At 61.8% G+C, this 25,025-nt stretch carries 22 protein-coding genes; 6 read left to right on the forward strand and 16 right to left on the reverse strand.

The features are described 5' to 3' along the window. Positions 1-81 precede the first annotated feature (81 nt). Together IZV00_RS07015 and IZV00_RS07020 are read left to right on the forward strand one after the other, a co-directional pair. Positions 82-660, forward strand: a complete 579-nt coding sequence (locus IZV00_RS07015) for a nitroreductase family protein (protein WP_196226400.1) — start codon at positions 82-84, stop codon at positions 658-660. Positions 661-731: 71 nt separating this feature from the next. Continuing rightward, the gene (locus IZV00_RS07020) at positions 732-1,076 is read left to right on the forward strand and encodes a GntR family transcriptional regulator (protein WP_196226401.1); all 345 of its coding nucleotides are present in this window, start codon (positions 732-734) and stop codon (positions 1,074-1,076) included. 4 nt (positions 1,077-1,080) lie between these two features. On the opposite strand, the gene prsR is transcribed toward IZV00_RS07020, so the two are convergent. From prsR to IZV00_RS07055, 7 genes are all read right to left on the reverse strand, one after another. Beyond that, a complete protein-coding gene (gene prsR, locus IZV00_RS07025) occupies positions 1,081-2,412 on the reverse strand; it encodes a PEP-CTERM-box response regulator transcription factor (protein ID WP_196226402.1) in 1,332 nt (443 codons plus the stop codon). Then, on the reverse strand, positions 2,412-4,481 hold the full coding sequence (prsK, locus tag IZV00_RS07030; protein ID WP_196226403.1) for an XrtA/PEP-CTERM system histidine kinase PrsK: 2,070 nt from the start codon (positions 4,479-4,481) through the stop codon (positions 2,412-2,414). The genes prsR and prsK overlap by 1 nt, the downstream gene beginning before the upstream one ends. Positions 4,482-4,490: 9 nt before the next feature. Next, on the reverse strand, positions 4,491-5,879 hold the full coding sequence (locus IZV00_RS07035) for a TIGR03013 family XrtA/PEP-CTERM system glycosyltransferase (protein WP_196226404.1): 1,389 nt from the start codon (positions 5,877-5,879) through the stop codon (positions 4,491-4,493). 177 nt (positions 5,880-6,056) lie between these two features. Continuing rightward, on the reverse strand, positions 6,057-6,326 hold the full coding sequence (locus tag IZV00_RS07040) for a hypothetical protein (RefSeq protein ID WP_443020068.1): 270 nt from the start codon (positions 6,324-6,326) through the stop codon (positions 6,057-6,059). A gap of 51 nt (positions 6,327-6,377) precedes the next feature. Further along, positions 6,378-7,046 (reverse strand): sigma-70 family RNA polymerase sigma factor, encoded by a 669-nt coding sequence (locus IZV00_RS07045; RefSeq protein WP_196226405.1) that lies wholly within the window; start codon positions 7,044-7,046, stop codon positions 6,378-6,380. Between the two features lie 107 nt (positions 7,047-7,153). Next, positions 7,154-7,294: a hypothetical protein gene (locus IZV00_RS07050; protein WP_196226406.1), complete on the reverse strand. Its 141-nt coding sequence runs from the start codon at positions 7,292-7,294 to the stop codon at positions 7,154-7,156. 95 nt (positions 7,295-7,389) lie between these two features. Then, positions 7,390-8,184, reverse strand: coding sequence for a response regulator (locus IZV00_RS07055; protein WP_196226407.1), 795 nt, complete (start codon positions 8,182-8,184; stop codon positions 7,390-7,392). 297 nt (positions 8,185-8,481) lie between these two features. Here IZV00_RS07055 and IZV00_RS07060 point away from each other — a divergent pair, with 297 nt between their 5' ends. Both IZV00_RS07060 and IZV00_RS07065 read left to right on the forward strand, forming a co-directional pair. Further along, positions 8,482-8,706, forward strand: coding sequence for a NepR family anti-sigma factor (locus tag IZV00_RS07060; RefSeq protein ID WP_230463326.1), 225 nt, complete (start codon positions 8,482-8,484; stop codon positions 8,704-8,706). 192 nt (positions 8,707-8,898) lie between these two features. Continuing rightward, complete coding sequence (locus IZV00_RS07065) at positions 8,899-10,449, forward strand: sensor histidine kinase (RefSeq protein ID WP_230463327.1); 1,551 nt, start codon at positions 8,899-8,901, stop codon at positions 10,447-10,449. 3 nt (positions 10,450-10,452) lie between these two features. On the opposite strand, the gene tgt is transcribed toward IZV00_RS07065, so the two are convergent. Beyond that, a complete protein-coding gene (gene tgt / locus IZV00_RS07070) occupies positions 10,453-11,583 on the reverse strand; it encodes a tRNA guanosine(34) transglycosylase Tgt (protein WP_196226408.1) in 1,131 nt (376 codons plus the stop codon). Between the two features lie 61 nt (positions 11,584-11,644). Next, positions 11,645-11,824 carry a hypothetical protein gene (locus tag IZV00_RS07075; protein WP_196226409.1) on the reverse strand — a complete coding sequence of 60 codons (180 nt, stop codon included), beginning with the start codon at positions 11,822-11,824 and terminating at the stop codon, positions 11,645-11,647. Positions 11,825-12,062: 238 nt separating this feature from the next. Between IZV00_RS07075 and IZV00_RS07080 the strand changes: the two genes are divergently transcribed. Beyond that, on the forward strand, positions 12,063-13,019 hold the full coding sequence (locus IZV00_RS07080) for a crotonase/enoyl-CoA hydratase family protein (RefSeq protein ID WP_196226410.1): 957 nt from the start codon (positions 12,063-12,065) through the stop codon (positions 13,017-13,019). 3 nt (positions 13,020-13,022) lie between these two features. On the opposite strand, the gene IZV00_RS07085 is transcribed toward IZV00_RS07080, so the two are convergent. The 3 genes from IZV00_RS07085 to groES form a co-directional block, all read right to left on the reverse strand. Then, complete coding sequence (locus tag IZV00_RS07085) at positions 13,023-15,014, reverse strand: putative bifunctional diguanylate cyclase/phosphodiesterase (RefSeq protein WP_196226552.1); 1,992 nt, start codon at positions 15,012-15,014, stop codon at positions 13,023-13,025. 509 nt (positions 15,015-15,523) lie between these two features. Next, positions 15,524-17,170 (reverse strand): chaperonin GroEL, encoded by a 1,647-nt coding sequence (groL, locus tag IZV00_RS07090; protein WP_196226411.1) that lies wholly within the window; start codon positions 17,168-17,170, stop codon positions 15,524-15,526. Positions 17,171-17,281: 111 nt separating this feature from the next. Further along, a complete protein-coding gene (gene groES, locus IZV00_RS07095) occupies positions 17,282-17,569 on the reverse strand; it encodes a co-chaperone GroES (protein WP_167302842.1) in 288 nt (95 codons plus the stop codon). Positions 17,570-17,955: 386 nt separating this feature from the next. Between groES and yghU the strand changes: the two genes are divergently transcribed. After that, positions 17,956-18,831, forward strand: coding sequence for a glutathione-dependent disulfide-bond oxidoreductase (gene yghU, locus IZV00_RS07100; RefSeq protein WP_196226412.1), 876 nt, complete (start codon positions 17,956-17,958; stop codon positions 18,829-18,831). 218 nt (positions 18,832-19,049) lie between these two features. Here the strand turns inward: yghU and ligA are convergent, their stop codons facing one another. From ligA to IZV00_RS07120, 4 genes are all read right to left on the reverse strand, one after another. Continuing rightward, positions 19,050-21,194 (reverse strand): NAD-dependent DNA ligase LigA, encoded by a 2,145-nt coding sequence (ligA, locus tag IZV00_RS07105; RefSeq protein WP_230463329.1) that lies wholly within the window; start codon positions 21,192-21,194, stop codon positions 19,050-19,052. A gap of 60 nt (positions 21,195-21,254) precedes the next feature. After that, positions 21,255-22,916: a DNA repair protein RecN gene (gene recN / locus IZV00_RS07110; protein ID WP_196226554.1), complete on the reverse strand. Its 1,662-nt coding sequence runs from the start codon at positions 22,914-22,916 to the stop codon at positions 21,255-21,257. A gap of 144 nt (positions 22,917-23,060) precedes the next feature. Next, a complete protein-coding gene (locus tag IZV00_RS07115; protein WP_196226413.1) occupies positions 23,061-23,846 on the reverse strand; it encodes an outer membrane protein assembly factor BamD in 786 nt (261 codons plus the stop codon). Positions 23,847-23,913: 67 nt separating this feature from the next. Continuing rightward, the gene (locus tag IZV00_RS07120; RefSeq protein WP_196226414.1) at positions 23,914-24,930 is read right to left on the reverse strand and encodes a sensor histidine kinase; all 1,017 of its coding nucleotides are present in this window, start codon (positions 24,928-24,930) and stop codon (positions 23,914-23,916) included. Positions 24,931-25,025: the final 95 nt, after the last annotated feature.

The raw sequence follows: 25,025 nt of genomic DNA on the forward strand, positions 1-25,025 counted from the left end.
CGAAGCCTAGATCGGAAATCCCGCCCCTGTCAAAGCAGGCCGCACTTGCGCCCTGCGTGGAGCCGCGCCATTTGGAGCGCCATGTTCAACGATGCAACCACCCCGCTCTCGCTCCTGCGCACCCGCCGTTCCGGCAAACCGCGCGACCTTATCGCGCCCGGCCCTGATGCCGGACAGTTGCGCGAGATATTGGAGATCGCGCTGCGCACGCCCGATCATGGCAAGCTGGCACCGTGGCGGTTCGTGATCGTCCCGGATGACAAGCGCGAAAGCCTCGCTGCCCTGCTGGAGGACGCCTATCGACGCGAGAAGCCAGATGCAGGGCGGCTGGAACTGGAGGCGATGCGCCAGTTCGCTCATCAGGCGCCCACGCTGGTCGTTGCTCTTTCCGATCCTGTCGCCGGGAGCAAAATTCCGGTCTGGGAACAGCAATTGTCCGCGGGCGCGGCGATCATGAACATGCTGCACGCCAGCCATGCGCTGGGCTTTGCGGCAGGATGGCTGACCGGCTGGCCCGCCTATAACGAAGATGTCCGCAAAGCCTTTGCGCATGGCGAGGAACGCCTTGCCGGGTTCATATTCATCGGCACGCCGGGACGGCCGCAGGAAGAACGGCCTCGGCCAGAATATGACAAAATAGTTTCCATTTGGGACAGATAGATAGGCGATTGCGGCAACGGACTCGGCTCATCGCATTGCCTGCATCGCTGTATTATGGCACTGATGCACTCATGGCCGATGAGTCAAAACCCGTTTATCTGCGGCTTCGCGACATCATTACTGCCTCGATACTCGACGGCAGCTATCGCGACGGTGACATCCTCCCTTCCGTCCGGGCGCTCGCCGCTCAACAGGGCGCCAATCCGCTGACGGTCGCCAAGGCCTATCAATGTTTTCAGGATGACGGACTGATAGTGGTCAGGCGTGGGGTCGGCATGTTCGTGGCCGAAGGCGCCGCGCGCCGCCTGCGCGAAGCGGAACGGCGGCGGTTTCTGGACGAATTATGGCCTCCCGTCGCCGATCAGATCAAGCGGCTGGGCATTTCGGCTGAGGACCTCGGGCTCGAACTAGCCTGATGTCTCAACCCTGTATCTGATATTGTTTGAGCAAGTCGTACAAAGTTGGACGACTGATCCCCAACATCTTCGCCGCGCCTGAGATATTCCCATCCGTCCGCGCGATCGCCCGCCTGATGACGCGCCGATCCGCCATTTCCCTCGCAGCCTTCAGATTCACAAAGTCGCTGCCCTCAGTCCGGTCGGCATCCAGGTCCAGATCGGTGGCCGTGACATGCTTGCCATCCGCCATGATCACCGCGCGCTTCATGCGGTTTTCCAGCTCACGCACATTACCCGGCCACGTCCACGCATCCAGTGCGGCAAGAGCGTCGGGGGCCAGCCCCTTGACCTGCGGATTCATCTCCTTGGCGAAGCGGTTGAGGAAATGCCGCGCCAGCAAGGCGGGGTCTCCGGGCCGATCCTTCAAGGCTGGTATCCGCACGACAATCTCGGCGAGGCGGTAATATAGGTCCTCGCGGAAGCCACCCGCGCGGATCATATCCTCCAGGTCCTGATGCGTTGCGCACAGGATGCGCGTGTCCACCATGACCGTCTCCGGCCCGCTGCCGATCAGCCGATCCTGTAGGAAACGCAGCAGCTTCATCTGCAAAGCCAGCGGCAATTCGCCGATCTCGTCCAGAAACAATGTCCCGCCCTGCGCGCGCTCGATCTTGCCCGGCGCGCCGTCCTGGCCGAACAGTTCGGCTTCCAGCAGCACCTCCGGGATCGCGGCGCAGTTCACAGCGACAAAAATGTTATTCCGGCGCGGGCTCGCATCGTGCAACCCCTGCGCCAGCAATTCCTTGCCCGTTCCGCTCGCGCCGGTCAGCAGTACTGAAACCTGTGCCCCGGCAACCCGCTCGATGGTGCGGGCGACCTTCAGCATTTCCGGCGCCGCCGTTATCAATCGCCCCAGCACGCGCGCTTCCTCTGGCGCGACCTCCGCCAGCCGGGCATTTTCCCTCTCCAGCGCGTGGACATGGAAGGCGCGGCGAACAATCAGCCCCAGTTCGTCAATATCGACCGGCTTCTGGTAAAAATCATAGGCGCCACCGGAAATGGCGTTGAGCGCACTTTCGCGCGCCCCATGACCTGAGGCGACGATGATCTTCGTATCCGGCTTGATTTGGAGCATTTCGCCAAGCGTCGCGAAACCCTCGCTGGTGCCGTCCGGATCGGGCGGCAGGCCAAGGTCCAGCGTCACGACATCGGGCGCCTCTGCCCGCAACATCTCGATCGCTTCCTCCCGGTCGCCCGCGATGAACAGCTGATAATCCTCATAGGCCCAACGCAACTGCCGTTGCAGGCCGGGGTCATCCTCCACGATCAACAATTTGGGTCGCGTGTCGCTCATCAGGCGGCCATTCCCTCTGTCCCATGTGGCGCAAGCGGAAGGCACAGCGTGAAGCGGCTTCCCTGCCCCGGCTTGCTTTCCACCTCGATGCTTCCGTCCATTCCCTGCGCCAGCGCCCGCGCTTCGAAAGCGCCGATGCCAAAGCCCCCGGCCTTGCTGGATGAGAATGGTTTGAACAGATCACGGCGCACATATTCGGCGGTCATGCCGCAGCCGTGATCGATCACGTCAATCGTCGAACAGCGGCTATCCCCGCCCAGCCGGATTTCGACCGGCTCACCCGCCGCGCTTGCGTCGATCGCATTTTGCAGAAGGTGGACAATGATCTGCTCGACCCTCGCCGGATCAGCCAAAGCGAGGGGAGCGTCGCCCGTCAGCCGAACCTCATGCTGGCGCGATCGGCTCCGGGCAACCTTCCCCGCAATTTCTTGCAGGGAGACCGGCTGGCGCTCGGCAGCGCGCGCCTTGTTATGCTGAGACAGGCGCGCCAGCAGATCGTTCATCTTCCCCACCGACTCCTTGAGCGTCAGCACCATGTCCGCCCGGAATTCGGGATTATCGGCATGCCGCTCCGCATTTCGGGCGAGCAAGGACAACTGACTGACCAGATTCTTGACGTCATGGATGATGAAGGCAAAGCGCCGGTTGAACTCGTCGAAGCGCTGGGCATCGTCCAACGCCTGCTGGCCCTGCGCTTCGCTCAGATAGCTCGCCGCCTGACGGCCCGCGGTGCGCAGCATGTCCAGGTCTTCCCAGTCCAGCCGCCGGTCCATCGCGGGCCGTGCCAGCAATATGGCACCAATCAGCTTGCCGAAATGGATCAGCGGGACCAACGCCCAGGCGCGGGCGTCCGCACGCATCCATCCGGGCGCTTCACGGCCCTGACGCCGCGCAAAATCCTGGTCGATGTCGATGATCCAGCCGCTCCGTTCGACCAGCAAGGCGAAAGGCGCAGGCACCGTCGCATCATGGGCGAGATCACTATCCCAGTTCCAATGGGTTTCCAGCGCGAGGGAGCCGTCCTCCGCGCGCAGCATCAATATGGCGGCGGGGGAATCAGTGATGTCGGCCACCGCCTTCGCCACCCGTTCGCCCAGCGGGGGTGCGTCAGTGCCAGGCCTACCGATCGTCTCGCCAAAACGCATCCATTCGGTGCGATAGTCATAACGATGCTGGAAGAAATGCTTGGCGACCTGCACCTTCCAAAGCGCCCGTATCCGGGGCGAAGGCAGCAGTATCAGCGCGCTGACCGCCATGAAGAAGACACAGCCGATCTGGATGATCCGGGCATAGGGGCCAGCAAGCAGCTCGATCGCCAACCCCGCAGCTGCGATAAGGATCATGTAGAGCGTGATCGAAACAAACGACAGCGCACGAAAGGTCAGCAATCGTGACAGTTGCACCTGCGCCGCCATGTCCCGCCGCATGCCCACCGCAATCACGGGAGCGAGCAGCGCCATCAGGGGACCGCGAAGCGCATACAGCGCATGCGCCCGCTCGATCGCGAAATAGCCGATCACATAGAGATTGAAGTCATAGGTCCACATCGCCGCCAGCGCGCCGAGCAGCAACGCCACCCGGCCCCGCTGCTGCGGAGGCCAGCTGATGTAGAGATGGTGGACCAGCATCAACCCGCCGACCGCCGTCATCATGTGCAGGCTCAGCGACACCTGCACCAATGTGTGATGCAGGTCGCTGGCGCTGGGCAGTTGCCGCCAGATAAGGTCGGTGAAGGTCTGGAGCAGGATCAGCCCCGCCACAGCGGCATAGACCGATCCGATCGCCACCATCGATCCTGCCCGCGCACTCGCGTCCCGGCGCAGCATCATGAACAGCAACAATAGCCACGCGGCGTTACGGATATTCTCGCCAATGCCGGTCAGCGGCTTGTCGACCCCGCCGAAGGATACATAGAGCGACCAGCAGGATGTCAGCAGCAGCGCGACGGCCAGCATCCGCTGATCCGCCGCCTGCTCCCGGCGGCGCAGGCCGAATATCCCCACCGCCGCGAACAGCACGGCGGCCAGCGCGTGGCCCCAGTCTCCGACAAATTGCAGCAGCGCGCCCATCGCCGCGCCTCAGCGCGCCCCTTCCGGCCACAGGATGACGCGCAGGGTCTGGATCAGGATCAGCAGGTCGAGGAAAGGCGTATAATTTTTGGCGTAGTAGAGATCATATTCCAGCTTGTTCCGGCTGTCCTCGATCGATGCGCCATAGGGATAATTGATCTGCGCCCAGCCGGTGATGCCCGGTTTCACCATGTGCCGCTCGGCATAATAGCGCAGATGCTGCTCCAGATCCTCGACGAACTGGCGTCGCTCCGGACGGGGGCCGACGAAGCTCATCTCGCCCTTCAACACCGTCCATGTCTGCGGCAGCTCGTCGATGCGCAGCTTGCGGAGCCAGTAGCCGAGCCGGGTGATCCGGGGATCATCCTTTTCCGCCCAGACCGCCTGCCCGCTGACCTCGGCATCCTGCCGCATGGTGCGCAGCTTCACGATCCAGAATTCCTCGCCGAAAAGGCCGACGCGCTGCTGGCGGTAGAAAGCAGGTCCCTTGCTGTCGAGCTTCACCAGGACCGCCGCGATCAGGATGATGGGGCCGGTCAGCAGCAGAAGGATGGAACTGGCGATGACGTCGAAGAGCCGCTTGGCGATGCTGGACAGGCGGCGGCCTGCCGAGAAGCCGTCCGAAAAGATCAGCCAACTGGGATTTACGCTGTCGAGATCGACCCGGCCCGTCTCCCGTTCGAGGAAGGTCGATATCTCGTTCACATGGACGCCGGTCGTCTTGATACGCAGCAGGTCCGACAGGGGCAGCGCGTTACGCCGCTCCTCCAGCGCCAGCACCACCTCGCTGGCGGCCAGCCGGACCACGAAATCAGCCAGATTATAGATAGCGCTACGGTTGATCGCTTCGGGGATCACCTGCGGCCCGTCATTCATCGCGATATAGCCGACGATCAGGAATCCTGCCCCCTTGCGCTGTTCCAGTTCGCGGATGCGGTTGGCGCGATTGCCCGCGCCCAGCACGACCAGCCGACGCTTGAACGCTTCACCGCCGAGCATCGACCCCAACAGCAGCCGCACCGCCAGCAAGAGAGCGATAGCAAGCGCCATGGCATAAAGAGAATTGGACCGCCAAAGCGTCAGGTCTGGCAGCACGAAATGCATGACCGACAGGAATATGACGCCCAGCGAAATGGCCACGAGCAGCCGCGCGAAGGCGAAACGGATCGATTGGAGCGCTTCGGTGCCATAGACGCCCACCGCGATCATGGCGGTCTGGATCGACAGCGCAAAGCTGACCAGCGGCGCGGCGCGCGTCGTGATCTGATCGACATCCATGCCGATCTGCCTAGCCCTCAATATCCATCCGACTTCGGCAGCGCCCAGCAGCAGCAGCAGATCAAGCAGTCCCAGCAGCAGCACGGCATGCGGCACATAATGTTTGAAAAGCCTGATCATCAGTCGCGCGCATTCCCGGCGCTGCCGTTGGCAAAGGCAGCCTTGTTGGCATCGGAATCGCTTACAATGACTGTAAGGAAATCCGACAATGCGCTGACTGTGGAAGAAATTCCCAAAGATTTTCTGAAGATGGCCTGCGCCGCCGCTTGTTCCGCTACCGGCGCGTCTACCCGCAGGTCAGTTCCGGTTATTCAGCCGTGCCGCCTCATTTTGAGCAGCATCGCCAATAACATGCGCTGCGCTATCGGGTGAATCGGCCGCTTCGATCAGCGTGTCGCCCACTCGATTTTCGCGTTCCTTGGTCAGGTAGAAGAAGCCGATAGCCAGGATCAGGGCAATCGCAACGATTGCGAAAATCACGGTACTACCGCGAGACCGCTGGGTTTCGATCATCTGGTCCCGCTGTTCCCGGTCCAGAGGAGGGTCTCTCCTTCCACCCTCAACCATAGTCCTTCTCCCATCCCCCTTCCCATCCGGGAAGGTCGGCAGGAACCGGCCTTACACGTCATCGGCATCCAGGTCGGGACTCTGCCTTGTCTCACGCCCCCGACTGAGGCGATCGACATCGTCCATGATCTCGTCCAGCACGGCTGTGTCTCTGGTCTCCTGCGTCCGCCGCGACGGCAAATCGCCGCTTTCGAGAATTTGTTCCAGCGCGGCGCGTCCACGCGCCACCCGGCTCTTGATCGTTCCAACCGCGACGCCGCAGATTTCGGCGGCCTCTTCATAGGCAAAGCCGCCCGCGCCGACGAGGATGAGCGCCTCTCGCTGCGGCTGGGGCAATTGCAACAGGGCACGCTGCATGTCGGAAAGCTCGACATGCTTGTCCTGCCCAGCAGGCGCCGCAAGCAGGCGATCCGCCGTCAGGTCATCCCAGTCGCCACGAAAGCGCGAACGCCGCATCTGCGACAGATAATGGTTGCGCAAAATGATGAACGTCCAGGCGCGCATGTTGGTGCCCGCCTGGAAACGGACACGCGCCGCCCATGCCTTCAAAAGCGTTTCCTGAACGAGGTCATCGGCAACATCGCGATTCCCCGAAAGGGACCGGCCAAACGCGCGCAAGTGCGGGATCACCGCAGCCAGTTCACGCTTGAAATCCGAATCCGAGAGCGACTGCCGCTCTTCTTCCTGGTGCTCCGCCTCCTGGCCAAGCCCTTCGCTCATGGGAACAACCCTCTTACTGGCTGTCGCCCTCGCCTCATGAACCGAAGCCGTCAAAGCCATATGTGCGTCCGCATCCTATACCCATTGTTCCACGGAACCAATGTTGTTTACCCGTAATAGCTCCACAGCACGATCAGCATGCCAATAATTACCAGAGGCAGCGAAATGCCGAGAATGTAACGGACTATGTGTGGCGTCGATCCTGACCTGGCGTCTTCGGCAGCAACGTGCTTTTCCTCTTCCGCCATAATTCACCTCCCGATCGTTACGCATGAATAACGCGGGGGAATGAGCCGGGTTCCGCCACTCATTCAGTCTTTTATGGCACGACGGCTTTGCCCAATCATACCGGGGCAGTGGCCTCGTCAAAGAACAGGGCTTGAGAAATGGCCGCTTTGACGGTCGAACGCTGGAACGGCTTGGTGATGAGGAAGGTCGGTTCGGGTCGTTCGCCCGTCAGCAGACGCTCCGGGAAAGCGGTGATGAAAATGACCGGCACGGAGAACTCCGCCAATATGTCCTTCACCGCATCAATGCCGCTGGAATCGTCCGCCAGCTGAATGTCGGCCAGCACCAGCCCCGGCCGCTCCGCCATCGCTTCGCGCACCGCATCTTCGCGGGTTACGGCAATCGCCGTCACTTCATGACCAAGGTCGCGGACGATCGTTTCGATGTCCATGGCGATGATCGGCTCGTCCTCGATGATCAGGACCTTGGCGCGCGTCTGCGCCTCAATCTCGCCAAGCGCTTCTTCCACCAGAGCTTCGACATCGGCGGGGTCCAGACCGATCAGATAGCCGACGTCATCGACCGTGAAACCTTCCAGTGCCGTCAGCAGCAACGCCTGTCGGGGGAGCGGTGTCAGCCGCGCGAGGCGCGCCTGCGCGACCGCTTCCTGCCCGTCATTGCCCGTGAGGACCGGACCATCCTCCAGATGGGATGACGACCAGATCGCGTGGAAAGTCCGGTAAAGGCCAAGCCGCGGATCGACATCGGCCGGAAATTCTTCGGGCGCCGCGACGATCGCTTCCAGCGTCGCACGCACATAGGCGTCACCATGACCCTGGCTGCCCGTCAGGGCGCGGGCATAGCGGCGCAAGAAAGGAAGATGGGGGTGCAGTTGCTGTCCAAGCGACATCTGTAAATCTTCTCCCAGCCCATAGGGCGCATTGCTACTAAACACTCGCTGCGCGAAAGGATGGATTGCCGATGCCGATGTGGCAAGCCCCCGCCCCTCTCGGTCGCCTTTCACAAGGCCACAAAAAATGCTTCGAAGTGCGGAACCAACGACGAAAAGATTTGTTTCACTGCCGTTCGGTTTTTTAACTGAAATCTGGATTTTGATGTAAAGGTCCGCTGGCGGTCAATTGACGTCTTGCGGGAAAGCCGCAAAAGAAATGCCGATTGACATGTTAGCGTTGCAGAGGGGCGTATTTTGGTTGCTTCAACGACGGAACGGGATGTGAAGGGAGGGGACAAGAAAGATGTCGGCGCCAACACCCCGGATTCGGGCGTGACTGGCAGCGCCCCCCGAAAACGGCGATCCTCCCCGGCCAAGGGTGAAGGACAAGTCGCCAACGCGCTGCGCTCCGTCTATCAGCGTGCGGTGGATGAAGACATTCCCTCCGAAATGCTCGACCTACTGCGGAAGCTGGACTAAGCGTCGGTTAAAGGATCGACGTCATTGAGGCGTCCCGGACGGAGGGCAGGCTGGTGCTTTTCGAAAATGGAATATGCGCGGGTCGATCCCCTGCTTGGGCGGTGCGCGCTTGCGTGCGCCAGGCCTTTCCAGTCGACACGCTCCTGATTATCGCATGAACGGGGACGGCCAGTCCCAGCCAGTTGATTGCTCATGCGTAACCTGAACAGCCTGATCCAATCGACCGGCGTCAAGATGTTCCTCATCCTGACGCTCGCCCTGCTACCGCTGGGCCTTATCGCCCTTGTCGCGTCATTGCAGGCCATCCGGACGTCAGACCTGGAAAAAGAAGCGCTGCTTCGGGTGTCCGTGACACAGAGCGCTCGCAAGTTGACCGAAGACCTTGCTTCGGATCGAACGGCGTTGATGCTTACCGCCAACGCGCTGTCTACCGGCAGCGAGGGGCCGGAAATGTGCCAGCGGCTGTCGCTCTTCCTGACGTCCCACGACCGGGAAGGCGGCCGCTATTATATCTACGATCGAAAGGGGCGCCGCATCTGCGGATCGTCCCAGCCAGAACCGCTCGGCCTGACCAAGACGGCACGTTTTCACACCGCCCCGGCGCTGCTGCTGCCAGCATCGGGCTATCTCGTCAGCCGCGTGGTCAGCGACAACCGGCAGGTGGCGGCAATCGCCTATTATTCGCGCTCCTATCTGGAAACGATCGCCAGCCCGACCACCGCGCTCCAGAACCGGCAGTTAAGCTTGCAGCAGGGCGATCAGCTTCTGGTGGTCAGTCGTCCAACAGGCAATCTGCGGGGCAAAAGCACCAGCCTGTCCGCGCGGCTTGATCCACCGGACATTCTGCTCACCATGACCTTGCGCGATCCGCCGGTCACACTTGCGCGCATGCTCTCGCTGTTCCTGCCCCTGGTGATGTGGTTCGCGGCGGCGGCGATCGGCTGGTTCGTGGTCAATCGGCTGCTTATCCGCCCGCTCGTGTTGCTGCGCCGCACCGTGGCCGCCTATCATCCCGGCGAAGTGCTGGAGCCTATGCGCCGCATACGCACCCCCGCGCAGGAAATAGTGGCGCTGGGCGAAACCTTCCGGGAAATCAGCGAGGATGTCGCAACGCATGAGGCCGAGATGGCCGAGGGACTGGAGACCCAGCGCAAATTGACGCGGGAGGTGCATCATCGCGTCAAGAACAACCTCCAGATCATCGCCAGCCTCATCAGCCTGCATGCCCGCGCCGCGCACGAGCCTGAAGCCGTGGAGGCCTATGCCTCCATCCAGCGCCGCGTCGATGCATTGTCGGTCGTCCATCGCAACCATTATGCGGAATTGGAGGAGCATCGCGGCGTTGGCGTGCGGTCACTGGTCAGCGAATTGTCTGCCAGCCTGCGCGGCACTGCTCCAGCTGAAGCGCGGCGGTTCGGCATCCAGATCGACAGCGACAATCTGCACATCAGTCAGGACGTCGCCGTGCCTATCGCCTTCCTGCTGACCGAACTGGTGGAACTGGCGATGCTATCCGATCCCAGGACAGGCATGCGCATAACGGTGCAGCTTGAACCCGGACGGGAAGACCGCGCGATCCTTCACATCAGTTCCCCGGCCTTGCGTGCTTCGGATGCCATGGGCGAGCGGATCGAGGAACGTTATGGCCGGGTACTGACGGGCCTTTCCCGCCAGCTCCGTGCTCCACTGGATCATGATCCGGTCGCTGGCGACTATGCCATCGCCATCACCGTCATTCCCTGATTATCAGACCCGCTGATAGTCGCGCCGGAAATCCGCCGCGAAGGCAGCGAACCGGCCGTGCGCGATATTGTCGCGGATCGCCTGCATCAATGACTGGTAGAAGTGGATGTTATGCTGGGTCATCAGCATCGCGCCCAGCATTTCTCCGGCCTTTACCAGATGATGCAGATAGGCGCGGCTCCATGTTGCGCAGACCGGGCAGGTGCAGCGCGGATCGAGCGGCGACAGATCCTCGGCAAAGCGGGCGTTGCGAATATTGAGCGGGCCTGCCCAGGTAAACGCTTGCCCATTACGCCCACTGCGCGTCGGCAGGACGCAATCGAACATGTCGATCCCGCGTTCCACGGCTCCCACAATGTCATCGGGCTTCCCTACCCCCATCAGGTAGCGGGGCTTGTCCTGCGGCAGCATATCGGGCGCATAGTCGAGGCAGCCGAACATCGCCTCCTGCCCCTCCCCAACCGCCAGGCCGCCGACAGCATAGCCGTCAAAGCCGATCTCGATCAGCTTCTGCGCCGAAATATGCCGGAGATTCTCGTCAAGCGACCCCTGCTGGATGCCAAACAGCGCCGCGCGCTCGGCATGTTCGCCGCCCGCGTCAAAGCCATCGCGCGACCGCTTCGCCCAGCGCATCGACCGCTCCATGCTGTGCGCGGCTTCGTCGTGAGTGCAGCCATTTTTCGTACATTCGTCGAACGCCATGACGATGTCGCTGTCGAGCAGGCGCTGAATCTCCATTGAGCGTTCGGGCGTCAGCATATGACGGGACCCGTCGATATGGCTGGCGAAGGCCACCCCCTCCTCGCTCATCTTCGTGAGCGCGGACAGGCTCATCACCTGATAACCGCCGCTGTCGGTCAGGATCGGCCGGTCCCATCCCATAAAGCCATGCAGCCCGCCCAGCCTTGCCACACGCTCGGCGCCGGGACGCAGCATCAGATGATAGGTATTGCCCAGGATGATGTCGGCGCCAGTCGCTCGGACCTCGGCGGGTCGCATGGCTTTTACGGTCGCGGCGGTGCCCACCGGCATGAAGGCGGGGGTTCTGATCTCCCCACGGCGCATCTGGATCGTGCCCGTGCGGGCCTTGCCGTCCGTTGCGGCGATAGCGAAGGAAAAGCGGGATTGAGTCACGCTGCGCGCTCTAGAACATCGCGCGAAGAAGTGGGAACCGCTTTTTGAAAATTATGCGGGATCAACCAGCCTTGCGCAGGCCGTCGAACGCCACGATCGCATCGATGTCGAAACCCTCTACACGGCGGTAATTGCCGATGAAGCACAGGCAATCAGCCGCCAGGTTAAGGGTCCAGTTCGTCCCCTCTTCATCATGAAGCAGGAGCGTCACTATCTGCGGATCGGTGCGATGTCTGTCCATGCACCATTTCATAATTAATAAAGGTTAACAAAGCCCTGAGACGATCTTCATCCGCGAATTGGTTAACGGCGTTTGTTGCATTAATACAACGTTAACCATAGTGATCGCGTCATTTCTGCTACTTAGAGGCAACAGTCGGCGATAAAAAGGGTTAATGACGCACTCTTCCGGTTCGCGGTGGTTGCATAGGTCTGACAATATTGTTTTCCTCAGCATATATCGAAATGCGGGGGCACAGATGATTGATTCCGGACGGTTTAATCCGGCACGAGATGAGGTGGAGGACGCTTCGCCAGTGCATCTGCATGTCGAAAACATTCAGCCCTTTGCCGCTACGGAAGCTGCGCCTCAGGCGCGCGACAACGGCCATTCGATGCTGTTCGACCTGGGTCAGGTCGACGTCAGCTTTGAACAATCGACCGACACATTATGGGCGTTCATGACCCCCGCGAATCGGCCAAACTACAGTTTGCCGATGCTGCGCGACATTCGGCTTTGGCAGACAGAGACGAAGCGGCTGTTTGATGAAGGTGCTCTGCCGCTCAAATATATGGTGCTGGGCTCCCGTTTTCCGGGCGTTTTCAACCTTGGCGGCGACCTTGAGCTGTTTGCTGGCTGCATCGAGCGGGGCGACCTGCCCGGCCTCGTCAAATATGGTCATGCCTGCATCGACGTAGTCCATCGCGCCTGGCGCAATGCGGACATGCCGCTAATCTCCATTGCATTGGCGCAGGGCGATGCGCTTGGCGGCGGCTTCGAGGCGCTTCTTTGCTTCGACGTCGTCGTGGCGGAACGGAGCGCGCGCTTCGGCCTGCCCGAAATGCTCTTCGGCCTCTTCCCCGGCATGGGCGCCTATTCCATTCTGGCGCGCAAGCTCGGCCGTCGCATGGCGGAACGCATGATCCTGTCGGGCAAGGTCTACACCGCTGAAGAGATGTACGACATGGGCGTGGTCACCATCCTTGCGGAGGATGGAGAGGGCGAACAGGCCGTGCGTGACTATATCACCGGCAACCGTCCGCACCATGCGGGCCATGTCGGCGTGTTCGAAGCGGGCCGCCGCGTCGATCCGCTCGATTATGCCGAGCTCAAGGACATTGTGGAGAATTGGGCTGCAACCGCGCTCAAGCTCGATCCCAAGGACCTGCGCATGATGCGTCGGCTCGCTTCGGCCCAGACGCGCCTGACCAAATAGCTGTCAGGCGCGGCGGCGGCTCTGCATGAGCGTGACGACGTTGCTTTTCTCACGCTGCATGTCACTCATCATCTTGAGCAGGTCCTCGGCTGGCATGGGGCGGCTGAGCACGAAGCCCTGCACATTGGTGAAGCCCATCTCACGCGCATAACGCAGCTGCTCTTCGGTCTCGATACCTTCCGCCACCGTTTCGACGTCCAGCGAGTGGGCCAGGTAGGCAACCGACTGGGCGATGGCGCGATCCCGTCCCTTTTCACCCACGCTACGCATGAAGCTCTGATCGACCTTCAGCGTGTCGAAGGAATAATCGCGCAGATAGCCGAGCGACGAATAGCCCGTTCCAAAATCATCAAGGGCCAGCCGCAAACCGATACGCTGAAGCTCCGACAGGATGAGGCTGGTCCGGCCGCTATCTTCAAGGAAGATGGACTCCGTCACCTCCAGTTCCAGCCGCTTGGCCTTCAGGCCCGATCCCATCAGCGCCGATATGACAGCGCGCGGAAGCCCGTCGCTCTTGATCAGCGCGGGCGAGATGTTGACGGCGACGCGGACATGATCTTCCCACAGCATGGCGTCACGGCACGCCTGCTCCAGCGCCCATGCGGTGATCGGTTCGATCAGGGAGCTGCTTTCGGCGACCGGTATGAATTCCGCCGGCGAAATCCGCCCCATGGTCGGGTGATCCCACCGCATCAACGCTTCGCAAATGGCGATCTTGCCGGTGACCGTGTCAAAGATCGGCTGATAATGCAGCAGCAGCTCACCATTCGCCATGGCGCTGCGCAGCGCCATTTCCAGCTCATAGGTCCGGTTCTGCCGCTCCTTCATCGACCAGTCGAAATGCGCATGACGATTCCGCCCCGTGCGTTTCGCCTCATACAGAGCCATGTCGGCGTGCTGGAGCAGTTCTTCGCTATCGCGCCCGTCACCGGGCGCAACCGCAATGCCCATCGATGCGGTGACCGTAAGATGATAGCCGCTGACGTCGAAGTCGTGGCTAAACTCTGTCATCACATCATGCGCGATATGCTCGGCAATGGAGCGATCCGCGCCGGGGCAAATCACGATAAATTCGTCACCGCCAAAGCGCGCGACATGGCCACGGCTATCAAGCGCATGGGAAAGCCGGGCAGCGACCGTGCAAAGCAGCTGATCGCCAATGATATGGCCGAGCGAATCGTTGATCTCCTTGAACCGGTCCAGATCCATCCAGAACACGGCCATCGGGTCCCGATCGGACTGACGCTTGTCGAACAGTTCCCGCAGGCGCATCTGCATCGCCATGCGGTTTTCGACCCCGGTAAGGCTGTCGAACCGCGCCAGCCGCTCGAACTTCGTCGCCAGCTGCGACTTTTCATAATTGCCCTGCAATGCCTCAACGACGATTCTGTGCGTGGTGCGCGTGATCTCAGCCATGGCGAAGATCATCAGGAACAGCATGGTCGCCAGAACCCAATAGCCAAGCCCCCCCGCGATGCAGAGACCAAGGGAGGTTGGCAACAGCGCGAAACATGTCTGGCCAATGGCGATATGAATGCGGCCCGCGTTGCGCCCCGCAATGCCGCCTGAATAGGCCGCGACCAGCGTGACGCTCAATATATGCAGCGACGCGTCGCCGGTAAGGACCAGCGTGGCAAAGGCAAGCAGACCAAGCAGCGCTGCATAGCCCCACGCACCCAGTTCGTAGGCCAGGCCCCAGATTTGCTGCGTGGGTCCCTGATGATCTGCCAGCTGCCGCAGAAAATAGACTGCCGAAACCGACCGGCTCACCCCGACCAGGAAAATCAACGCCGCGATCGTTGTGATTTCGGCGCGGCCAGCATGGACGGCGACGACGAAACTGAGCGCTCCGCCGGCCAGCGCGCCGATCATCAGCGATTTGGGCGAGGCGTAAAGCGATTGGACAAGGCTGTCCTGGACCTCAGCGCTCTGCTGAGTATCGGGCGCGAGGTGCGCGCGCAATTTTGCGCTCCAATGACGGAAGAGGCGTGACACGTCTCCGTCATCTTTGGCCAAACATGATTTCTATTTGGTAAATTCCGGCGCAAGAAGATGCCCGAAATGGAGCTATTGAGCGGCTGCCAGCTATGGGGCTGGCCCCCTCATTTTCCGCCCCTTCTGTCCTGCCGCTTAACTTTCAGACTTCCCGATAGAATGCTCGGCAGGGCAACCCCGCCAGCCCTCCTGCGCAAGCTGGAGCAGCACAGCTTTTATCCGAATTACCCTACCCCGTTCGGGCTGAGCTTGTCGAAGCCCTCTTCTTCCTGAAAAGAAATAGAAGCCTTCGATAGGCTCAGGGCGAACGAAAATAGGAGGCTATGCCGATTTGAGGCATGATGCGCTAATATGTCGCGAAATTGCGCCACGCCTCTTCCGGCAAATGCCAGCTTTGGATGGCATCAGCCTGGCCGGGCGCCTGAAATTTCCTCGCTCCGGCCGCCCTCAAAGAAAAAGGCCGGCGGATCGCTCCACCGGCCCTTCTCATTTTCGCGTGAGCGAAGGACTTAGAAGTCCATGCCGCCCATGCCACCCATGCCGCCGCCCGGCATGCCCATCGGCGCCTTGTCGTCGGCGGGCAGTTCAGCGATGGTCGCTTCGGTGGTGATCAGCAGACCAGCGACCGAAGCCGCGTCCTGCAGGGCAGCGCGAACGACCTTGGTGGGATCGATGACGCCAGCGACGACAAGATTCTCATAGGTGTCGGTCGCGGCGTTGAAGCCCTGGGTCTCGTCATTTTCGCGCAGCAGGTTGCCAGCGACAACCGCACCGTCAACGCCCGCATTCTGGGCGATCTGGCGCAGCGGCGCTTCGATAGCCTTGCGGATGATGTCGATGCCACGGGTCTGGTCGTCGTTCACGCCCTTAAGGCCTTCGAGAGCCTTGGTCGCGTACAGCAGAGCCGTGCCGCCACCGGGGACGATGCCTTCTTCGACGGCTGCGCGGGTTGCGTGCAGCGCGTCGTCAACGCGGTCCTTGCGCTCCTTGACTTCGACTTCCGAAGCACCGCCAACCTTGATGACCGCAACGCCGCCAGCCAGCTTGGCCAGACGCTCCTGCAGCTTTTCGCGGTCATAGTCGGACGTGGTGGTCTCGATCTGCGCGCGAATCTGCTCGGTGCGGCCCTTGATCGCTTCGGCATCACCGGCGCCATCGACGATGGTGGTGTTGTCCTTGTCGATGGTGACGCGCTTGGCGGTGCCGAGCATGCCGAGGGTGACGTTCTCAAGCTTGATGCCGAGGTCTTCGGAGATCACTTCGCCCTTGGTCAGGACGGCGATGTCTTCCAGCATGGCCTTGCGGCGGTCGCCGAAGCCAGGCGCCTTGACCGCAGCGACCTTCAGGCCACCGCGCAGCTTGTTGACGACCAGGGTCGCCAGCGCTTCGCCTTCGATGTCTTCCGCGATGATCAGCAGCGGACGGCCCGACTGAACAACCGCTTCGAGGATCGGCAGGATCGACTGAAGGTTCGACAGCTTCTTCTCGTGGATCAGGATGTAGGGGTCAGCCAGTTCGACTGCCATCTTTTCCGGGTTGGTCACGAAGTAGGGCGACAGGTAGCCCCGGTCGAACTGCATGCCTTCAACGACGTCCAGCTCGAATTCGAGACCCTTGGCTTCCTCGACGGTGATCACGCCTTCCTTGCCCACGCGCTCCATCGCTTCGGCGATCTTTTCGCCAACGACGGTGTCGCCATTAGCCGAAATGATGCCGACCTGGGCGATTTCCTTCGTGCCGGCAACCGGCTTGGAACGGCCCTTGAGGTCCTCGACAACCTTGGCAACGGCAAGATCGATGCCGCGCTTCAGGTCCATCGGGTTCATGCCGGCGGCAACCGACTTCATGCCTTCGCGAACGATGGCCTGGGCCAGAACGGTCGCGGTGGTGGTGCCGTCACCGGCAACGTCGTTGGTCTTCGAAGCGACTTCGCGGACCATCTGCGCGCCCATATTCTCGAACTTGTCCTTCAGTTCGATTTCCTTGGCGACGCTGACGCCGTCCTTGGTGATGCGGGGAGCGCCGAAGCTCTTGTCGATGACGACGTTGCGGCCCTTGGGGCCGAGGGTCACCTTGACCGCGTCGGCCAGGATGTCGACGCCGCGCAGAATGCGCTCACGGGCGTCACGCGAAAACTTTACGTCTTTTGCAGCCATGATTTTGTTCCTCTGTCCGTCATCCCAGCGAAAGCCGGGATCTGGTGCGGCATTGCGCCGCGTTTAAAGGCCTGAAATCCCAGCTTTCGCTGGGATGACATCAATGATCGGTTAGGCGACGACGCCCAGAATGTCCGATTCCTTCATGATCAGCAGGTCTTCACCGTCGACCTTGACCTCGGTGCCCGACCACTTGCCGAACAGGATGCGGTCGCCAGCCTTGACGTCCAGCGGGGTCACCTTGCCATCTTCGGCCTTGGAGCCGGTGCCGACGGAAACGACTTCGCCTTCCTGCGGCTTTTCCTTGGCGGTGTCGGGGATGATGATGCCACCGGCAGTCTTCTCTTCCGCTTCTACGCGGCGAACGAGAACGCGGTCATGCAACGGACGAAATGCCATGTTGAGTTGCCTTTCCCTCTATTGGGTTGGGTCGGACGTTCAATCGCGGGGATTTCCCTATCCGCGAATCTGCTGAACGCCGTTCCTTCTCCCGTATGAACCAGGTGCTGTTAGCACTCTCTTTTGAAGAGTGCCAGCGTCGCGGAATATGGAGCGATGAAATTGCCGGTCAAGAGATGGATGCAGATTTTTTATGCCTTCCGTCACCGGCGGAAAGCGTGCGCCTTGTGCGCGTTGGGCGGCCATTTGTCATCTGCGCAGCGCCGATGCGCGGGATTGTTGCGACCGTTGGCGTGTCCAAGCCGTTTCCCTTGAGCGCAACCGTTGCGGCACAGGACCACGCTCCCTACTTGCGGGACAACCTCGCCATGGGAGCATTTTGCCAAATGATTGAAAGCTATACTCCGCCTCGCGTCTGGACATGGGACAAGGACAATGGCGGTGCCTTTGCCAATATAAACCGGCCGATCGCGGGCGCGACCCATGACAAGGAACTGCCGCTCGGAAAGCACCCGCTGCAACTCTACTCGCTGGGCACGCCCAATGGGCAAAAGGTCACGATCATGCTGGAGGAGTTGCTGGCGGCGGGCCATCCGGGCGCCGAATATGACGCCTGGCTCATCAACATTGGCGAGGGCGATCAGTTCGGCAGCGGCTTTGTCTCGGTCAATCCGAACAGCAAAATCCCTGTCCTCATGGACCACAGCGTTTCACCGCCGCAGCGAGTTTTCGAGTCCGGCGCCATCCTGGTTTATCTGGCCGAGAAGTTCGGGGCGTTCCTGCCCTCGGACCCGGCGAAGCGTACCGCGACCCTGTCCTGGCTATTCTGGCAGATGGGCAGCGCACCCCTGTTAGGCGGCGGCTTTGGCCATTTCTTCGCCTATGCACCTGAAAAGATCGAATATGCCATCAACCGCTATGCGATGGAGGTAAAGCGGCAGTTTGACGTGCTGGACCGGCAGCTTGGCGAGCATGAGTATGTGGCGGGCGATGAATTCACGATCGCGGATATCGCGATCTGGCCCTGGTATGGCGGAGTGGCACTTGATCGGACCTATGTAGGCGCGGGCGAATTTCTGGACGTGCAGAGCTACGCCAATGTGCAGCGCTGGGCGAAGCAGATCGATGCGCGCCCTGCCGTGAAGCGCGGCCGGATCGTGAACCGCGCCAACGGCCCGCTCGAAGAACAACTGCGCGAACGCCATGACGCCAGCGATTTCGATACGAAGACGCAGGATAAGGTGGAGGCATTAGGCGGCTAAGAATCGAGGCCTTCTTTTCCGTCACCCCAGCGAAAGCTGGGGTCTCTTTCAACCTTTGCCGTACCCTCCAGAGATCCCAGCGTCCGCTGGGATGACGGGGGTGGCTGGAGCATTTTCGAAGCAGGTGGCATCATCTGCGGGCTCGGAAAATGCGGGAAACAAAAGACAAAAGAGCATGATCCGATTCAGTCTGATCGGATCATGCTCTAGTGCTGCCCCTACCCCGCCGCCTTCACAATCTCCGCCCAAGCCGCTTCATCGATCACGTCGATCCCAAGCGAAGCCGCCTGTTTCAGCTTCGATCCCGCGCCGGGGCCAGCGACCACCAGGTCCGTCTTGGCACTGACCGACCCTGCGGCCTTCGCGCCCAGGCGCTCGGCCTGCGCCTTGGCCTCATCCCGGCTCATGGTTTCGAGCTTGCCGGTGAAGACCACGATCTTGCCCGTCACCGCGCTGGCGGTGGTTTCAACCACATAGTCGGGCGGCGACACTTCGGACAGCAGGTCGTCCCACACCTCCCGATTATGCGGTTCGTGGAAGAAGTCGGCGAGGGCATGGCCAACCGCCGAACCCACATTTTCAACGCCGATCATCTCCGCAATCGCCTTGTCCAGCCGATTACGGAAGCGTGCTTCCTCCTCACCGTCAGCGCAGATGGTGGCATCGCGTAAGGCGATGATGTCCTCGGCCAGCGCCCTGATACCGGGCAGGCTCGTGTAGCGTTTCAACAGATCGCGAGCGGTGACCGCACCGATGTGCCGAATGCCAAGGCCGAAGAGCAGGCGCGCGGCGTCCGGGGCACGCTTCGCCTCAATCGCAGCGAACAGGTTATCGACGGACTTTTCCTTCCATCCCTCTCGCCCGAGCAGCGCGGCGCGATGTTGCTTGAGGCGGAAGATGTCGGCCGGTTCGGTGATCCAGCCAAGGTCTAGAAATTCCTGAATTGTCTTCTCGCCCAGCCCTTCAATGTCGAGCGCACCTCGGCTGACGAAATGGCGCAGCCGCTCGAACCGTTGCGCGCCGCAGATCAAGCCGCCGGTACAGCGGATATCGACTTCACCCTCTTCGCGCACGGCCTCCGACCCGCATTCCGGGCAATGATCGGGGAAGAGGAAAGCGGGGCGCGCTTCGTCGCGGGTCAGATTGTCTACCACCTGCGGAATGACATCGCCCGCGCGTTGCACCACGATTCGGTCGCCCGGCCGGACGCCGAGCCGCTCGATCTCGTCGGCATTGTGCAGCGTCACGTTGGACACTACGACGCCGCCCACCGTAACAGGCGTGAGCCGCCCAACCGGGGTCAGCTTGCCCGTGCGACCAACCTGAATGTCGATCGCCTCCAGCGTGGTCTGCGCCCGTTCCGCCGGGAATTTATGCGCGATCGCCCAGCGCGGCGCCTTGGCAACAAAGCCCAGCCGCTGTTGCCAGTCGAGCCGGTCGACCTTGTAGACTACCCCGTCAATGTCGAACGGAAGATCGGCGCGCGCCGCCTCTATCCCGCGATAATGCGCGATCAACCCGTCGAGCGAGTCCACGCAGGTCAGCATGTCCGACACCGGCAGGCCCCAGCGGCCGATCGCCTGCATGACGCCAAGCTGAGTCTCCGCCGGAAGGCTGCTCGCCTCGCCCCAGCCATGGGCGAGGAAGCGCAGCGGGCGGCTAGCGGTGACGGCGGCGTCCTTTTGCCGCAGCGATCCTGCCGCAGCGTTGCGGGGGTTGGCGAATTGCCGCGCCTTTTCCGGATCGTCAGCTTCGGAGAGAAGCCGCTGATTCAGGCCCACAAAGTCGGCCTTCGCCATGTAGACTTCGCCGCGAATTTCGAACAGCTCGGGCACGTCGGCGCCGGTCAGCCGATCGGGAATGTCGCTGATGGTGCGCACATTGGCGGTCACATCTTCGCCCGTCGCGCCGTCGCCACGCGTCGCGGCGAGGCGCAACTCACCCTTTTCATAACGGAGCGAACAGGACAGGCCGTCGATCTTCGGCTCGGCAGTCAGAGCGACGGGCGCGCCGTCGGGCAACGCGAGGAAACGGCGGACGCGGGCGATGAACTCGGCGATGTCCTCGTCCGAAAAGCCGTTGTCGAGGCTCATCATGCGCACGGCATGCCGAACCTTCTTCAAGCCCGACGTGGGCGCCGCACCGACCTGAGCATTGGGCGAATCCGCACGGACGAGCTGAGGAAAGGCGGCCTCCAACGCATTGTTCTCGCGGATCAGCGCGTCGTAGGCGGCGTCCGTGATCTCGGGCTGATCCTGATCATGGTAGAGCCGATTGTGCCGGGCAATTTCCCTGGCCAGCCGCATCAGGCGATTGGCGGCGTCGGCTTCAGTCATCTGGGTCGGGTCGATCGAGTCACTCATATCTGCTCCATCCCCGTTCAGGGCGAGCTTGTCGAGAACCGATCATTGCCCCGTGGCAGTTCAGACTTCCAGCAGCCGCTCCGCCTGCGCCCTTGCCTCGGCGGTGATCTCCGCGCCAGAGAGCATGCGGGCAATCTCTTCGCGCCGCTCACCGTCGCTCAGCGCATGGACGCCGGTGCGGGTAACGGTGCCATCGCTGGCCTTCGCGATCAACATATGGCCAGCGCCGCGCGCGGCCACCTGCGGGCTGTGCGTGACGACAAGTATCTGGTTGCTCTGAGCCAGCCGCGCCAGACGGTCGCCGATGGCCGACGCCACCGCGCCGCCGACGCCCCGGTCGATCTCGTCGAAGATCAGCGTGTCCGCCCCGCCCCGCTCCGCCAGCGCGACCTTGAGCGCAAGAATGAAGCGTGACAATTCGCCGCCCGATGCGATCTTTACCAATGGCGCAAAGGGCGCGCCGGGATTGGTGGAAATCTCGAACTCCACCCGGTCCATGCCCTGCGCGCTCCATTGCCCTTCATCGAGCGCGGCGACGGTGGTGCGGAAGCGCGCGGCGTCAAGCTTCAATGGCGCGAGTTCCGCCGCCACGGCAGCGTCCAGCCGCGCGGCAGCATCCCTGCGCTGGGCGGACAACGCCTGCGCCGCCTCGCGATAGGCGGCAGCACTGGCAGCGACAGCGGCCTCCAGCGCAGCGATATGCTCTTCTCCGCCCTCGATGGCGGCCAGCTTTGCCGACATCTCATCGCGCAGCGCGGCGAGATCATCGGCGGCGACCTGATGCTTACGCGCCAATCCGCGCAGGTCGAACAGCCGCGTTTCGATCGCGTCCAACCGCGCCGGATCAAAGCTGAGCGCATCCGCTGCCTTGGCCAGCCGATCCTCCGCCTCGCCCGCCTCAATCACCGCCCGGTCGAGGGCGGCGAGCACTTCGGCAAGTGGCTCATATTCACCCACCATGCGGTCGAGCCGCCGTGCCGCTTGCCGCAACTGCGCCAACCCGCCGTCAGAGCCGGTGAGGCAATCCGTCACCGCCGACAGGTCATCGGACAGCCGCGCGCCCTTTTGCATGGTCGCACGCTCTTCGGCCAGCGCCGCTTCCTCGCCGGGCTCCGGGCCAAATCGCGACAATTCTTCAACCGCATGGGTCAGATAGTCGCGGTCGCGCGCCGCCACCTCAACTGCTGCCCGGCTTTCCGCCAGCCGATCGGCCGCCGCACGCCAGGCGGAATAGGCATATTCAACCGATGCGTTATCACAGCGGCCATAGACGTCCAGCAACTGGCGATGCCCACGCGGATTGAGCAGCCCGCGATCGTCATGCTGCCCATGTATCTCGACCAGCGTCCCGCCCAGATCGCGGAGCAAGGCGGCGGAACAGGCCTGATCATTGACGAATGCCCGGCTTCCCCCGTCAGCTTTCAGCGTGCGGCGGATGATGAGCGGTTCGCCCGCATCCAGTTCGATACCGTTGTTGCCGAGCAGTTCGGCAGCCCTATGATCGGCGCGGGGAATGTCGAAGGTCGCGGTGACGCTGGCCTGCGCTTCGCCACTGCGGACGAGGCCGCTGTCAGCCCTCGCCCCCAGCGCCAGCCCAAGCGAATCGAGAAGGATAGACTTGCCCGCGCCGGTCTCCCCCGTCAGCACGCCAAGGCCCGTGCCGAACTCAAGGTCCAGTGCCTCGATCAGGACGACGTTGCGGATGGAAAGATTGGTCAGCAGCGCATCGACTCCCCCCTCCCTTCCAAGGGAGGGGTTGGGGGTGGGTGCGCCGCTGCAAGCGGCGCTGTGCAATGGTGAGGCAGCAGCTCCCTTCGGTCGCAACCCACCCCAACCCCTCCCTTCCAAGGGAGGGGCTAAATTCTTTTACGCCTTCGCGCCATGTTCCCGCATGAGCTTATAGCTACGCTCATACCATTTGGAGCCGGGATAGTTCTTGCCCAGAACAGCCGCAGCCTTCTGCGCTTCTTCCGGGATGCCGAGTGAGAGGTAGCTTTCGACCAGACGCTCCAGCGCCTCGGGCGTGTGGGTGGTCGTCTGATATTTGTCGATGACCACACGGAAACGCAGCGTCGCCGCCAGCCACTGCCCGCGACGCTGGTAGAAACGGCCGACCTCCATCTCCTTGCCCGCGAGGTGATCGTTGACAAGGTCCAGCTTCAACCGCGCATCGGCGGCATAACGGGTATCGGGATAACGGCGGATCAGTTCGCCCAGCGAATCCAGCGACTGCTGCGTGATCTTCTGGTCGCGGGTAACGTCGGCGATCTGCTCATAATAGCAGAGCGCGATCAGGTAATAAGCATAGGGCGCGTCCTTGTTGCCCGTATGAATCGCCAGAAAGCGCTGCGACGCCGCAATCGATTCACTATAATCTTTGTTCATATAATAGCTGAACGCGGACATGAGCTGCGCACGGCGCGCCCAGGGGGAATAGGGATGCTGGCGTTCCACCTCGTCAAACAGGGCGGCGGCCATCTTATACTGCCCGCGATCGAGCCGGTATTTGCCCGCATTGTAAAGCGTGGACACGTCGCGGGCGACATATTGGGTGTCGGCCTTGTTCTTCGACGTGGCGCAGCCGGCGAGCAAGGCGGCAAGCAGAACCGGGGCGGTAGCAGCGCCAATGCGCGTCATGGTTTTCGTCAGCATGGCCGGGTCATAGCGGAGCGAATGGCACTCGCCAAGCGGCAGAATAGCGTGCGGACGCTTCAGGCTCTCAACGCGCCTGCACGGGCAGGTCCAACCGGACGATCGCGCCGCCTTCCGGCCGCGCGTGCAGGCCGAACTGGCCGCTGAGCTGGCTCGCCAGCGCGCTTGCAATGCGCAGGCCGATGGAATTGCCTTTCTCGATCTCGAAATCGGGAGACAGGCCATCGCCATCGTCAGCAATCTTCAGCGACAGCGTCCCGCTCGAATCCTCCAGCGACACCTCGATCGTCCCGCCACGATGGGGCAGGCCATGTTCGATGGCATTGCTCACCGCCTCCGCCACGATCAGCGCCAGCGGCACGGCGACATGGGATTCCAGCGTCAGGCCCGGTGGAGCACTGACGGTAACGCGAATGTCATCCCGCCCGCTCGCCTCCAGCACGTCCGCCGTCAGCCGCGTCAGAAAGGCGTGCAGGTCCTGCCCGTCCTCTGCCGGATCATACAACGCCCGGCTGATCCGACCAATCAGCGCGAGGCGGCTGGCGGCATCGTCCAACGCCCGGCTCGCCAGCTCATCGTCGATATGGCGCCGCTGCAATGACAGCATCGCGGCCACGACCTGCAAATTGTTGGAAACGCGATGCTGCAATTCGTGGAACAGAAGTTCCCGGTTTTCCGCCAGCGTACGGCTGCGTTCCCGTTCCACGGCAAGGTTGAAATTGGCCCGCTGCATCAGGTGAATGAGTGCGATGTCGATGGCGATCACGGCGGCATAGAAAATAAGGGCGAGGATAACGCCACCATCAAGGACGCCACCAGCACCCGCCGGGATGAAGAAATACCAAGACAATATTCCGCAAACTATCCCGGCAAAGATCCCGGGACGCAGCCCGAACAAAAAGGTCGAAAGGATGACAGCGGGAAAGAAGGATACGAAAGGATAGCCGATCGGCAGGAAGTCCTGCGCGGTCAGCCTGAGGGCAAGGGCAATGCCGCAAAAAAGGGCCGAAACGATGTAAGCATATACTGGCCGTCGAAGCACGAGAGGAAGACGCTCGACGAACCTTTCATTGGAGCGCTGCATCTAATCCCCCTGAAATCGCGCCGCACAGTAACAGAAGTTTGGCCATCTCCAATTGATCGAAGTCAAGGAGTTTGAGCTCTAACGAAAAAGGGCGC

The organism is Sphingobium sp. Cam5-1, from assembly GCF_015693305.1.
GTDB lineage: Bacteria > Pseudomonadota > Alphaproteobacteria > Sphingomonadales > Sphingomonadaceae > Sphingobium.

What these genes read in the sequence shown, in the direction of transcription:
- IZV00_RS07015 (WP_196226400.1), top strand. Translation starts at nt 82, where the DNA reads ATGTTCAACGATGCAACCACCCCGCTCTCGCTCCTGCGCACCCGCCGT.
- IZV00_RS07020 (WP_196226401.1), top strand. Translation starts at nt 732, where the DNA reads ATGGCCGATGAGTCAAAACCCGTTTATCTGCGGCTTCGCGACATCATT.
- prsR (WP_196226402.1), bottom strand. Translation starts at nt 2,412, where the DNA reads ATGAGCGACACGCGACCCAAATTGTTGATCGTGGAGGATGACCCCGGC.
- prsK (WP_196226403.1), bottom strand. Translation starts at nt 4,481, where the DNA reads ATGGGCGCGCTGCTGCAATTTGTCGGAGACTGGGGCCACGCGCTGGCC.
- IZV00_RS07035 (WP_196226404.1), bottom strand. Translation starts at nt 5,879, where the DNA reads ATGATCAGGCTTTTCAAACATTATGTGCCGCATGCCGTGCTGCTGCTG.
- IZV00_RS07040 (WP_443020068.1), bottom strand. Translation starts at nt 6,326, where the DNA reads ATGGTTGAGGGTGGAAGGAGAGACCCTCCTCTGGACCGGGAACAGCGG.
- IZV00_RS07045 (WP_196226405.1), bottom strand. Translation starts at nt 7,046, where the DNA reads ATGAGCGAAGGGCTTGGCCAGGAGGCGGAGCACCAGGAAGAAGAGCGG.
- IZV00_RS07050 (WP_196226406.1), bottom strand. Translation starts at nt 7,294, where the DNA reads ATGGCGGAAGAGGAAAAGCACGTTGCTGCCGAAGACGCCAGGTCAGGA.
- IZV00_RS07055 (WP_196226407.1), bottom strand. Translation starts at nt 8,184, where the DNA reads ATGTCGCTTGGACAGCAACTGCACCCCCATCTTCCTTTCTTGCGCCGC.
- IZV00_RS07065 (WP_230463327.1), top strand. Translation starts at nt 8,899, where the DNA reads ATGCGTAACCTGAACAGCCTGATCCAATCGACCGGCGTCAAGATGTTC.
- IZV00_RS07075 (WP_196226409.1), bottom strand. Translation starts at nt 11,824, where the DNA reads ATGGACAGACATCGCACCGATCCGCAGATAGTGACGCTCCTGCTTCAT.
- IZV00_RS07080 (WP_196226410.1), top strand. Translation starts at nt 12,063, where the DNA reads ATGATTGATTCCGGACGGTTTAATCCGGCACGAGATGAGGTGGAGGAC.
- groL (WP_196226411.1), bottom strand. Translation starts at nt 17,170, where the DNA reads ATGGCTGCAAAAGACGTAAAGTTTTCGCGTGACGCCCGTGAGCGCATT.
- groES (WP_167302842.1), bottom strand. Translation starts at nt 17,569, where the DNA reads ATGGCATTTCGTCCGTTGCATGACCGCGTTCTCGTTCGCCGCGTAGAA.
- yghU (WP_196226412.1), top strand. Translation starts at nt 17,956, where the DNA reads ATGATTGAAAGCTATACTCCGCCTCGCGTCTGGACATGGGACAAGGAC.
- ligA (WP_230463329.1), bottom strand. Translation starts at nt 21,194, where the DNA reads ATGAGTGACTCGATCGACCCGACCCAGATGACTGAAGCCGACGCCGCC.
- IZV00_RS07115 (WP_196226413.1), bottom strand. Translation starts at nt 23,846, where the DNA reads ATGCTGACGAAAACCATGACGCGCATTGGCGCTGCTACCGCCCCGGTT.
- IZV00_RS07120 (WP_196226414.1), bottom strand. Translation starts at nt 24,930, where the DNA reads ATGCAGCGCTCCAATGAAAGGTTCGTCGAGCGTCTTCCTCTCGTGCTT.